General features: G+C 51.6%; 9 protein-coding genes and 1 tRNA gene. 6 read left to right on the top strand and 4 right to left on the bottom strand.

Annotation, left to right across the window (positions count from 1 at the left end; all coding sequences use genetic code 11):
* Positions 1-23 precede the first annotated feature (23 nt).
* The 6 genes from fabZ (at position 24) to tilS (ending at position 8,341) form a co-directional block, all read left to right on the top strand.
* Positions 24-485, top strand: a complete 462-nt coding sequence (gene fabZ, locus CX651_RS08000; RefSeq protein ID WP_025010987.1) for a 3-hydroxyacyl-ACP dehydratase FabZ — start codon at positions 24-26, stop codon at positions 483-485.
* The gene (gene lpxA, locus CX651_RS07995; RefSeq protein ID WP_039034782.1) at positions 482-1,252 is read left to right on the top strand and encodes an acyl-ACP--UDP-N-acetylglucosamine O-acyltransferase; all 771 of its coding nucleotides are present in this window, start codon (positions 482-484) and stop codon (positions 1,250-1,252) included. The genes fabZ and lpxA overlap by 4 nt, the downstream gene beginning before the upstream one ends.
* Before the next feature lie 14 nt (positions 1,253-1,266).
* Entirely contained in the window at positions 1,267-2,427 is a 1,161-nt protein-coding gene (gene lpxB, locus CX651_RS07990; protein WP_101055377.1) for a lipid-A-disaccharide synthase, read from the top strand.
* Positions 2,424-3,044, top strand: a complete 621-nt coding sequence (rnhB, locus tag CX651_RS07985) for a ribonuclease HII (RefSeq protein ID WP_101055375.1) — start codon at positions 2,424-2,426, stop codon at positions 3,042-3,044. The genes lpxB and rnhB overlap by 4 nt, the downstream gene beginning before the upstream one ends.
* Before the next feature lie 240 nt (positions 3,045-3,284).
* Complete coding sequence (dnaE, locus tag CX651_RS07980; RefSeq protein WP_101055373.1) at positions 3,285-6,758, top strand: DNA polymerase III subunit alpha; 3,474 nt, start codon at positions 3,285-3,287, stop codon at positions 6,756-6,758.
* Positions 6,758-8,341 (top strand): tRNA lysidine(34) synthetase TilS, encoded by a 1,584-nt coding sequence (tilS, locus tag CX651_RS07975; RefSeq protein WP_101055371.1) that lies wholly within the window; start codon positions 6,758-6,760, stop codon positions 8,339-8,341. The genes dnaE and tilS overlap by 1 nt, the downstream gene beginning before the upstream one ends.
* Positions 8,342-8,930: 589 nt before the next feature.
* Here the strand turns inward: tilS and CX651_RS07970 are convergent.
* The 4 genes from CX651_RS07970 to CX651_RS07960 form a co-directional block, all read right to left on the bottom strand.
* On the bottom strand, positions 8,931-9,926 hold the full coding sequence (locus tag CX651_RS07970) for a hypothetical protein (protein ID WP_101055369.1): 996 nt from the start codon (positions 9,924-9,926) through the stop codon (positions 8,931-8,933).
* A 130-nt stretch (positions 9,927-10,056) separates the two neighbouring features.
* Positions 10,057-10,827 carry a hypothetical protein gene (locus CX651_RS07965; protein ID WP_101055367.1) on the bottom strand — a complete coding sequence of 257 codons (771 nt, stop codon included), beginning with the start codon at positions 10,825-10,827 and terminating at the stop codon, positions 10,057-10,059.
* A gap of 3 nt (positions 10,828-10,830) precedes the next feature.
* Positions 10,831-10,915 (bottom strand) — tRNA-OTHER (locus CX651_RS19830).
* 115 nt (positions 10,916-11,030) lie between these two features.
* Entirely contained in the window at positions 11,031-11,588 is a 558-nt protein-coding gene (locus CX651_RS07960) for a hypothetical protein (protein WP_101055365.1), read from the bottom strand.
* Between the last annotated feature and the right edge of the window lie 1,008 nt (positions 11,589-12,596).

The raw sequence follows: 12,596 nt of genomic DNA, 5'->3' as shown, positions 1-12,596 counted from the left end.
AAGCGGCATGAGGAAACGAGTTCGTGTCTAATCAATTAAATACAATGGATATCAAAGAGATTTTGGCTTACCTGCCACACAGGTATCCATTTTTGTTGATCGATAGAGTACTGGATTTTACTCCGGGTGAAACTCTGCATGCGATCAAGAACGTCACCATCAATGAGCCTTTCTTTCAGGGGCATTTCCCTGTTCAGCCGGTTATGCCTGGCGTGCTCATTCTGGAAGCCATGGCGCAGGCCACCGGCTTGTTGGCGTTCAAGACCATGAGCGACAAGCCGTCTCCGGACGTGTTGTATTATTTTGCCGGTATCGACAATGCTCGTTTCAAACGGGTTGTTGAGCCAGGTGATCAGCTGCACTTTGAAGTGAAGATGATCAAGGAACGCCGCGGGATTGGCGTTTTCTACGGCGAGGCCAAAGTGGATGGTGAGCTGGTGTGTTCAGCAGAAATCATGTGTGCCCGCAGAGAGATTAGCAAGTGATAGATAAATTAGCTTTCGTTCACCCCGACGCCAAGATAGGTAAGAATGTTACTATCGGTCCCTGGAGTTATATAGGACCGGATGTGGAGATCGGCGATGATTGCTGGATTAGTTCCCATGTGGTTATCAAGGGACCCAGCATCATTGGCAAGGGCAACCGGATTTTTCAGTTTGCCTCAGTTGGTGAAGATTGCCAGGACAAGAAATATGCCGGTGAACCTACCCGGCTTATCATGGGTGATAACAATATCATCCGTGAATCTGTCACCATTCACCGTGGCACAGTGCAGGACAACAGCGAGACCCGTATCGGCTCCAACAACCTGTTTATGGCCTATGTACATATCGCTCACGACTGCGTGGTGGGCGACAATGTGATCATGGCCAACAACGCCTCTATTGCCGGTCATTGCCATGTGGGTGACTGGGCTATTCTCGGCGGTATGACAGGAGTGCACCAGTTTGTGCACATTGGTGCCCATGCCTTTACTGCAGGTTGTTCTTTGGTGCTGCAGGATGTGCCTCCTTTCGTGATGGCCTCTGGCCAGGCGGCCATTCCCCGAGGTCTGAATATGGAAGGCATGAAGCGCCGCGGTTTTTCCAAAGAGACCCAGCAAGCGCTGCGCCGGGCTTACAAGACCCTGTACCGCAGCAGCCTGACTCTGGAAGAGGCAGTCGCAGCTATGGCTGAAGACGCCGCAAAAGAGCCACAGGTACAAGCATTTGTTGATTTTGTGACCTCCTCAAATCGAGGAATTATTCGCTGACACAGTGAGAACGAATGACACAAAATAGAAAGTTAGTCTTTGCAATGGTCGCCGGAGAAATCTCCGGCGATATTTTAGGTGCCGGCCTGATGAGAGCATTGCAACAGCGCTATCCGGACGCCCGTTTTATCGGTATAGGAGGCCCTCGCATGGAGGCGCTCGGATTCGAGTCGCTGTTTGCCATGGAAGAGTTGGCCGTGATGGGAATTGCCGAGGTGCTTTCCCGTCTACCGAGATTGTTGAAGATACGCTCGAGTCTGGTCAAACAGATAACCGCGCTGCAGCCGGATTGCTTTATCGGCATAGATGCCCCGGACTTCAATATCGGCCTGGAGCTCAAGCTCAAGGCGCGTGGGATCAAGACGGTGCATTATGTCAGCCCGTCGGTTTGGGCCTGGCGCCCTAAGCGGATCTTCAAAATCGCCCGTGCCACCAATATGGTGCTGTCACTGCTGCCGTTTGAAAAAGCCTTCTACGACAAGCATCAGGTGCCTTGTACCTTTGTCGGCCACACTTTGGCCGATGAGATCCCGATGGAGAATGACAAGCGTCTTGCCAGAGAAGCACTCGGCTTGAAAGTCGAGGCTGAATATTTGGCCATCCTGCCGGGTTCTCGTGGTGGCGAGTTGAAGATGTTGGCCCAGCCCTTTGTGGAGGCGGCCAGGCTGCTGAAACAGCGCTATCCGGATCTCAAGTTTATTACCCCCTTGGTGAATGAAAAACGCCGCCAGCAGTTTCTTGCCGCGCTGGAAACCTATGCGCCGGATCTGGAAATTCATATGACGGAAGGGCGCTCTCGGGAAGTGATGGCCGCCAGCGATGCTATCTTGCTGGCATCGGGCACCGCCACGCTGGAAGCCATGTTGGTCAAGCGCCCCATGGTGGTTGGCTATCGGGTCAGCCCTATCACTTACCGTATTGCCAAGCGGATGATGCAGATAAACCACTTCTCTTTGCCCAATTTGTTGGCCGGAAGGGAGTTGGTGGCAGAGCTTATCCAAGATGATTGCACTGCCGAGCGGATAGCCGAAGAGGTGGGCAAATTGCTGGATAAAGATAACCGGCCGCTGCTGGCCGAGTTTACTAAGCTGCACAGCCTGCTGGCCTGCAACGCCAGTGAAAAGGCGGCCCAGGCGGTAGTGGCCTTGCTCGATAAAAAAGCCGAGGAAAAATGACAGTCTATAAGCAACTCTCGGAAGCCGAAGCGCAGCTGTTGTGCCAGGGGCTGGTCGCCGGGGTAGATGAAGTGGGGCGTGGCCCCTTGGTCGGCGATGTGGTCACGGCGGCGGTGATCCTGGATCCCGCCAATCCAATTAGCGGCCTCAATGATTCCAAGAAGCTCAGCGAAAAGAAACGCGAAGCCCTCTATGAAGAGATCCTGGCCAAGGCGCTGGCGGTCTCAGTCGGTCGAGCCAGCCCGGCGGAAATCGATGAGCTCAACATACTGCATGCCACCATGTTGGCGATGCAGCGCGCAGTGGCGGGCTTGAGTGTGCGTCCCGAGAAAGTCTTGGTAGATGGTAATCGAACCCCGGATTTTGGCCTGCCTTCAGCCGCAGTGGTTAAGGGCGATGGCTTGATCCCGGCCATCAGCGCCGCCTCTATCATAGCCAAGGTCACCCGCGACCGGGAGATGGCCGAGCTTGACTTCCGCCACCCTGAGTATGGTTTTGCCGCCCATAAGGGTTATCCCACCAAGGCGCATTTCGAAGCCTTGAGTCAACACGGTGTCTTGCCTGAACACAGGCGCAGCTTCCGGCCGGTACGCGAATGGCTGGAGCAGCATTCATAAGCCGTTCTGAAATCTAAAGATGTAATCAAAAGGGCAGCAGCGGCTGCCCTGTCAGGTTTTGCTGCTGCATCTTTTCGTTGGGATACAGGTGAAAGCGAATCTGAGCCGAGAGTCATTTCTCGGTTAATTGGCGCTTCTGTCAACAGCAAGGTTAAATGACCGGTTTTAACTTTGGTGAACCTCTTCCGGCGTGTTATCTTTCCCTATTGATTTTTAGCCAGTCAGAGCAATCGGATTTTCATGTCACAGCCCCGTTTCGTCCATCTACGTGTTCACTCAGACTTTTCCATGACCGATGGTCTGGCCAAGGTCAAGCCCATTCTGGCCAAGGTGGCCGATGAGGGCATGGCGGCAGTGGCGCTGACGGATCAGAACAACCTCTGTGGCCTGGTGAAATTCTACGGTGGCTGCCATGGCGCCGGGATAAAGCCCATCATAGGGGCCGACTTCTGGATGTTGGTGCCCGGCTTTGAAGATGAGTTCTGCGCGCTTACTGTGCTGGCCATGGATAACGACGGCTACCAGAACCTGACTCAGCTGATCTCCAAGGCCTATCTGCGCGGCCAGGTACGTGACCGGGTTGCTATCGATCAGGAGTGGCTGCTGGAGCACGGCGCCGGTATTTTGCTGCTCTCCGGCGCAAGGGAAGGGGACCTGGGCAAGGCACTGCTTAAGGGCAACCTGAACCAGGCCCAGGAACTGACCGATTTCTATAAGCAGCACTTCAACGACCGTTACTTTATTGAACTGATCCGCACCGGGCGCCCGGATGAGGAGCGCTACCTGCATATGGCGGTGGAACATGCCGCCAACACCGGCCTGCCTGTGGTTGCCACCAACCAGGTGGTGTTCATGACCCCGGAAGAGTTTGAGGCCCATGAAATCCGGGTGGCTATCCACGATGGCTACACATTGGCTGACCCCCGTAGACCCAAGAAATACAGCGAGCAGCAGTATCTCAAGACAGAAACTGAGATGTGCGAGCTGTTTGCCGACATTCCGGAAGCGCTGCAAAACACGGTGGAGATAGCCAAGCGTTGTAACGTTACCGTGCGGCTCGGCGAATACTTCCTGCCCAACTTCCCCACGGGTGAGCTGTCCACCGCGGACTATCTGGTGATGCGCTCGAAAGAGGGGCTGGAAGAGCGTCTCGAGTTCCTGTTCCCGGACCCACAGGAGCGGGCGGAAAAGCGCGGCGAGTATGACGAGCGTCTGGATATTGAGCTCAAGGTAATCAACCAGATGGGCTTCCCCGGCTACTTCCTTATCGTGATGGAGTTTATCCAGTGGGGTAAGGACAACGGCATTCCCGTGGGCCCTGGGCGGGGGTCGGGTGCCGGCTCCCTGGTGGCCTATGCGCTTAAGATCACTGACTTGGACCCGCTGGAATTTGACCTGCTGTTCGAACGTTTTCTTAACCCCGAGCGGGTGTCGATGCCCGACTTCGACGTCGACTTCTGTATGGACAGGCGCGACGAGGTTATCGATCACGTGGCCGAACTCTATGGCCGGGATGCGGTATCGCAGATCATTACCTTCGGTACCATGGCCGCCAAGGCGGTAGTGCGTGATGTGGGCCGGGTGCTGGGTCACCCCTATGGTTTTGTCGACAGAATTTCCAAGATGATCCCGGCCGAGCCCGGGATGACGCTGGCCAAGGCTTTCGAGGCCGAGCCTGCGCTGCCCGAAGCCTATGAGGCCGATGAGGATGTCAAAGACCTTATCGACATGTGCCGCAAGCTTGAGGGGGTGACCCGTAACGCGGGTAAGCACGCCGGGGGCGTGGTGATTGCGCCGACCAAGATCACCGACTTCTCGCCGCTTTATTGCGACGCCGAAGGTAAAAACCCGGTGACCCAGTTCGACAAGAACGACGTGGAAACCGCCGGCCTGGTGAAGTTTGACTTCCTGGGTCTCAGAACCCTGACCATTATCGACTGGGCGCTGGGGATGATTAACCCAAGGCTCGCCAAGCTCGGCAAGCCGCCGGTTGATATTGCCGCCATTCCGCTGGACGATGCCAAGTCCTTCGGGGTACTGAAACGCTACGAAACCACGGCGGTATTCCAGCTGGAATCCCGCGGCATGAAAGATCTTATCAAGCGTCTGCAGCCCGACTGCTTCGAAGATATGATCGCTCTGGTGGCCCTGTTCCGCCCCGGTCCCTTGCAGTCGGGGATGGTAGATAACTTTATCGAGCGTAAGCACGGCCACGAGGCCATCTCCTACCCGGATGAGAAGTGGCAACACGAGAGCCTTAAACCGATTTTGGATCCTACCTACGGCATTATCCTCTATCAGGAACAGGTGATGCAGATTGCCCAGACGCTGGCAGGGTATACCCTGGGCGGCGCGGACATGCTGCGCCGGGCCATGGGTAAGAAAAAGCCGGAAGAGATGGCCAAGCAGCGTGCCGGTTTTGAAGCCGGGGCGATAAAAAACGGCGTCGACGGCGAACTGGCGATGAAGATCTTCGATCTGGTGGAGAAATTCGCCGGTTACGGCTTCAACAAATCGCACTCGGCCGCCTACGCACTGGTGTCTTATCAGACACTCTGGCTCAAGACCCACTATCCGTCTGAATTTATGGCGGCGGTAATGTCCGCCGATATGGACAACACAGACAAGATAGTGACCCTGGTGGATGAGTGTGAGCGCATGGGACTCAAGCTGATCCCGCCGGATGTCAACAAGGGCCTGTTCAAGTTTACCGTCGATGAAGAGCTCAATATCGTCTACGGCATAGGCGCCATCAAGGGCGTGGGCGAGGGGCCGGTCGAATCGATTTTGGAAGCCCGCAAGGGTGGGCCGTTCAAAGACTTGTTCGACTTCTGCGCCAGGGTGGATTTGAAAAAACTCAACCGCCGGGTGATTGAGAAGCTGATCAATGCCGGCGCCATGGACAATCTGGGGCCGCACCGGGCTTCCATGATGGCTACCTTGCCAGAGGCGATACGCGCCGCCGATCAGCACGCCAAGGCCGAAGCCATAGGTCAGTGCGACATGTTCGGTCTGCTCAACGACGACCCCGAGGACAGCAAGCAACAGTTTGTTGACTGCCCGCGTTGGCCGGACAAGGTCTGGTTGGAAGGGGAGCGTGAGACCCTGGGGCTTTACCTCACAGGTCACCCCATCAACCAATATCTCAAAGAGCTCAGGCACTACACCTCCGGGCGGCTCAAGGATATTCACCCCACAGACAGGGGCAAGACGGTCAAGGCCGCCGGATTGGTGGTCGCCACCCGGGTGATGCTGACCAAGCGAGGCTCCAAGATGGGGCTGCTGACACTGGACGACAAGAGTGCCCGTCTGGAAGTGATGCTGTTTACCGAGGCCTTCGAGAAATTCAATCACCTGCTGGAGAAAGACAGGATCCTCATCTGTGAAGGTGAAGTGAGCTTCGATGACTTCTCCGGCGGCAACCGGATGACGGCGCGCAACATTATAGATATGGGCGAAGCCCGCAGCCACTTTGCGGCGGCGGTGGAGCTGGATCTCGACGCGGCAATATTGAGTCCGGAATGGCTGACACAGTTTTATGAGACCCTCTCGCCCTGGCGCGGTGGCTCTGTGCCTGTGGCGATCAACTATCGTCAGTCCCTGGCCAAGGGGCAGTTCCGTTTGAGTGACGACTGGCGGGTGAACCCCAGTGATGAACTCATGATGGCACTGGAAGCCATGCTCGGCACAGATAAGGTCAGGATCCTCTTTTAATGTCTCATACTCTGGTCGATACCCTGGTATTCAAGTTAACGGCGCTGCTGGAGCAAATCGGCGCCACGGCTGACGACCACCTCTGGCTGGGTTACAGCGGCGGTATGGACTCAGAGCTGCTGGCTTACACCTTGGCGCGCTTTCGTGAGACTCATCCCAAGACGCCTTATCAAATCTCCCTGGTGCACGTACACCATGGCCTCAGCTGTAATGCCGATGCCTGGGCGGCCCATTGTCGCCAAAGAGCCGAGCATTATGGCCTGAATTTTGTTCTTCGGAAGGTGCAACTTGAGCTCGGCCCGCGCGTCAGTATCGAGGCCGAGGCGCGGCGCGGCCGCTATCAGGCGATTGCCGAGCTGCTCAATCCCGGCGACATTTTGCTGACGGCCCATCATCAGGACGATCAGTTGGAGACGCTGCTGCTGGCGCTCAAGCGTGGTCAGGGCCCCAAGGGACTGGCGGCCATGGGGCAAGCTCAGCACTTGGCTCTGATATCTAAGGCAGAAAGTTCCTTAGCTCAGACATCCAAGGCAGAAAGTGCACCATGCTGGCAATTACGGCCCATGCTGGACAGCAGCCGGGCTCAGATAGAGCAGGCGGTGGCGAGCCTCGAGCTGCCCTATATCAATGATGAGAGTAATCAGGACACCCAGTATGACCGCAACTTCCTGCGTGCCGAGGTGATCCCTGTACTCAAGCAGCGCTGGCCTTCGATTGCCACTACGGCCTCACGCAGCGCCGCGCTGTGCGCCGAGCAGCAGTTGCTGCTCGATGAAGTCAGCGCCGAAAAGTTGCAGCCCTTACTCGGCCGTTGCCGCTTCAGCGGCGTTCGGGTACTGGATAGCGCCGGGCTCAAAGTGCTGTCACCCCAGTGGCAGGCGCAGTTGCTGCGGCAGTTTATTCAGATGCAGCGCTTGCCCTTACCGGCGCAGGTGCAGTTACAGCAAGCCTTGGCGCAGTTACTCGATGCCAGGGAGGATGCTCAGCTTGAGCTTAGCTTTAAAGGATTGCTCCTCAAGCGTTATGGGCAACAGATCTATGCCATGGCGCCTCTGCCGGGGGCAGCATTCCAGCTGCTTGATGGGGTAGGTTCGGCTGAAGATTTGGCAGCACAACCCTCGAAACTGACTCTGAGCCCAAAGCAGCTGCAAGCTTTGAGCCAAGGGCAGAGTCTGAGTGTTGGGCTCACCTCCCCCTGGCAGCGCCTGGAGCTGACATTGGCAGACTCAGGGCCCAGAGTGGCGCTGGCTAAAGTAATGGCTCCGCAAATGGCTCCGCAAATGGCTTCACTATCGGCGTCACCAGGGGCAAAAGTTCAGCCATCAGATGCTGCTGCACCTGAATTGGTCATGGGACTCAAGGGCAGTTACCGCTGTCAGCCTCACAATAGAGACAAGGGGCGGGAGCTCAAGAAACTCTGGCATGAACTCGGAGTGCCGCCCTGGCTCAGAGACAGAGTGCCGCTGCTGATGCAAAATGGCCGACTGCTGGCGCTGGCCGGTGGTTTTGTCGAACGTAGCGCACTGGCATCTGGTTCAGAACCCGGAATCTTATTGAAGCTGGTTGCTGAAGCAACCCCTTAGCGCAAATAGTTGTGGGCACAGCGGCTAACATGGCTTTTGGCTAAAAGTTCCTAAGTGAGTATTGGCCGAGCTTCCGGCCACGATGTAGTCCATTACCTGCGGTGCACCTTTCGCACAGGCGATCCTGTGACTCGCTGCGAGTACATCCCTGTAAGCTCTGCCTCGCCATCCCTGGCTCGGAAGGTCACAGTTCCGCCTGTGCCTGGAAATGAGGTGTATGTCTGCAGACTCTTCAGATGTTTCAAGCTACTCCATTTTCACAGAATTACATCGATTCCTGCTCGAAGCAGCTGTCCTGCCCTTCTCTAGATTGAGGCAAGGCTCTTGCGGCGAACACAAGTAATGCGAATAACCAAACTCGCGTGGCTCTATTAAAAAGAGTGCAAGGTCAACCGCCGACACTTACTCGCCAAAGTCCGACTGTCAGAGTGCCCTTACCGGAGATTTTTGGGTCTCCGGTAAGGACACTTTTACCTATTTGACAAAGGGAATCATATCAACGCCCGCATAACGGGCTAAAAAGGCTTGGCTATAATTGGTGAGGGACGAACCAAGCCAAGCTTTTTTAGTCCATGCGTTGATGCGCTTGTTATACGACGCTACAACTCAACTTTAAAGCTTCACTTAACTTATTCAAAATCAGTAACAACGACTCAACATCATTTACGGACACAACAATTCGTTGGCCTGATTTATATGAGGAATCGCCAGACTTACTGATATATTTTTCATCAACAATACCTTCGTTATGTGAAAGTAAATGCCTTTTTTGAAAAAGAACATTAAGTTCAATTAATTCGCTTGGAGTTAACCAGTCCTTATAGCCTTTACCGAGCGCTTTAGTCCATAACTCACTACCTTGCTCAAGACGCTGAAAAGCATTAAATGGAGCTTTGCCGTAAGGTTCATATAAGCCTTCACAAAGCTTTTGAAATGCTACTACACCATCTGAGATGCAAGTCTCTTGTAAAGAACGGCAAGTTAATTCAGCTTCGTCTTTGCTTGATGCTGAAATTAAAGCCTCTCTTACAATTTCTAAGTTATCAACTTTTGCTTTTATCTTTCTTAATGAGTCGGTGAATGTTTGAGTAACTGAGTTATGGCCACATGCGGGACAGAAAAACGCACTGCCAACTACTGAGAATCGGGATTGGCAATTTTCACACTTGATATCCAGTTCCATTTCTTCAGCTGCTTTAGCAGGAATAGTAAATGTTCGACCAGTGGAGCCTTTATATTTCATGCTCATTGAAACAAAGCCATTTTTAGAACGACCGCGATTAAAGCTTTTAGTCATATTAGATAAAGACTTACCAACTAAACCTGATACAACTTTAAATGCTTCCTCTTTTGCATGTTCCACTTGAGCTATTGTAAACCATTGGTCTGCGGGGGCTTCATGCCTGCACATTGGACACCAAACCGCCTCATCTTTGAAAATATTGAGCCAATCTTCACTATGCACTTTAAATAGAAACTCACAATCTTCTGATGGGCATTGCTTATCCGTATAGCCTTTCTTATCATTTTCTATCCCTACGGATACAGATTTTAAATCTTCGAGTTCTTTAAAGTGATTCGACATTTACTCCACTCCTTCGAAAGTCGTATAACGCCCGCCTCAACGGCAGACAAAGCTGGCGCTGGTTTTGCCAGATTTATGGCAAAACGAGTGACAGGTTTGTTTGTCCGATTGCAGGCGCTTGTTAGGCATTTTATGCACAGTGATATTGGTATACATCAAATAGCTCTGGACAATTCGTACGAATAAAGCTGTCCATAGTACTTTTAGGGTTCGGCTTGCTTGCAGCAACACGCTGTGCTCTTTCATAGGCATTGAATAAATCAATATGTTTAAGCCAGCTCTCAAAATCCTCTTTTGACTGTGGTTCTTGAATTAAGCTCTCTACCCTTTTTACATAATTTATTGTCATTGCAATTAATGATGACACATCTTTCAATGTAGGTAAGCCTCGCTCAAAATCATCCAGTAATTTTAAAACACATAGATTTTTATAGATTGCTTTGATTTCGTTACTGGCATTTTGCAAAATTTCAACCTGAGCAGCTGTCAATGAAGCATTGGACTTTCTATGAATGATCTTATTACGCCAATGTATCAGCAATAGTGGCCCTAGAAACAATGGCGCTTCATTAATCTGTAGATGATCAACTAAACTCTGATGTTTATCACTTCTATCAGGATTCTTTGGCAGCTTAATATCTCCAATATTTGGAGAGCCAATTATTACGGAGTTATAAGCACAAACTTCTTCAGCTACGAAGACAATTGTAGATTTTAGCGTAAACAATCGAGCATCACGACTAGACGCTCTTATGTCTGCAGGATGCCAGGATACATCTAAACCTGAAGGCTTTGAACAAGCTCCAGACTCAACACCAGCCAACCCAACTGCAATAGTATTCAGATGGTGAACTGTTTTCCCAACTGCGTTAATGAATGGTTTATATGCTGGTGTTTTCATAATTGGTGTGCGGCTAGGAATCGAACCTAGACTCCGGCTTTAAAGGTAAAGCTTTAATCGGCCGGCGTTTAACCATTAACTTCCGCACGTAACTCCTTATCTATTTCTGCCTAACGCCCTGTTAATGGGCAAAATTTAGTTGGCTATAATCTTGAGCGGAGCGAAACCAGCCAACTTAATTTTGTCCACTATTCAACAGCTTGTTAGGTTTCATCTTCATAAAACCACATTGGCACATGTAAGCACATGAACTCTTTAAGTATCTTTAGGGACTTCAATGAATCCTGTTTAGCGAATTCAACTGGCTCGAAAATGCCGCTATCTAGAATTTTCTTATCCAAAGAACCGGCTTTCAACCCTGCTTTAGCGTGCACATATGGGTTTCTTATTAACCGAAGCTCATTCAATCTGTTGTGGAGTTCAGTTGATACGTAATTCTGTTCTTTAGCAGAATCTATTATTTTCTTAAATGATGATTCTGCGATCCCATTTTGACCGGACATTATGAAATGCCCCGATAAACTATGCTCTATGAACGCCTGGCAAAGTAAAATGACCGCCATGAAGTTTCCCGATACATAACTGTTTGCGACCTCATGTAGCGCTAGTAATGACTGAGTTCCCCCCTGAAGCAACTTATCCCCTTGAGGGCCAAATAATTCATTTAATTCAACTAGCCTTTCAATTCGCTCTTTTTCAGTTTGCTGTTGGTCTTCAAGATAGCCCTCAATTACTGACTTTATAAAGTCACTGTACTCCATTACCTACTCCAGAAACCTAACAGCTGTATAGTGCGCATGCGCGTTTTAGTCCTCAGAGGAGTGTAAACGCGCACCGCTATCTGTTTGTATTAGCTGGATATAATAGAGTTTAGTCCAAATATCCCTTGCAGCTAAACGTGCATGCGCGGTTTCCAAACCTATTATCTACCAGCTGCATTTTTTTAACTTTATGAATTTAATGATATTTTCTGAAATGTTATAGAAATAACGCGCAAACTTAGCTGCAAATTTCCGGCATTTTGTCGAGAACGTCAATAATACTGTATAGAAAATCAGTTCTTAGGTACTTACCATGAGCGCTTCAAGCCCTGCAAATAGGGGCCTTAAAACCAAGCGCCCTAAAACCCAGATCTTACAAAAAACGCTAAGTAAAGCCATGGCTACCGCACGGGTCCAAACTCTGTTCGTCCCTGCATTTCGCTGAAAACAGAAAAGTGTTGCTGTTTCTGACCTTAATTAAGCTTAAGGAAGCGCTAAAGCCAAGCTATTGAATTAGCTTTACAATAGCCAGTACTGAATGTGAAAACAATTAGCCAAAGGTCAAGTTTTGACAAAGGCAACAAAACCCTGATTTGGGGTGTTTTTGAAGCGGAATTGACTGGGGGTTTGCATTCTTCCCTGTTTTCGACGGTCATAGTCCCACCAGAACTAGAACCAGAGCCTGAAAATGAGCTGCATTTCTGCAAGCACTTCAGATATTTCAAGCTACTCCATTCTCACTGAATTGCAGCAACTCCCGCTCGAAGCGGCCGCAGGGCGTTGATGACAATCGCGTAGCGAGGCATGGCCGTTCACGGGCCTCGTGCCCTTCACGGCATTGGGACTCCTTGCCCATTCTGCGCCAGTTAATCAGGGGCGAGTGTCGCTTAGCGACGAGCTAACGAGCGCGAAACAGGATGTTGAGCTGGGCCAGAGTCACATGGATGTGACTCTGAGCGTCTGGCGCGATAGCGAATTGGCATCATAAGCACAAGGGGTTTTCCGCTG

This window comes from Shewanella chilikensis, assembly GCF_002836945.1.
Lineage (GTDB): Bacteria > Pseudomonadota > Gammaproteobacteria > Enterobacterales > Shewanellaceae > Shewanella > Shewanella chilikensis.
This window is presented reverse-complemented; position numbering and strand designations above follow the sequence as displayed.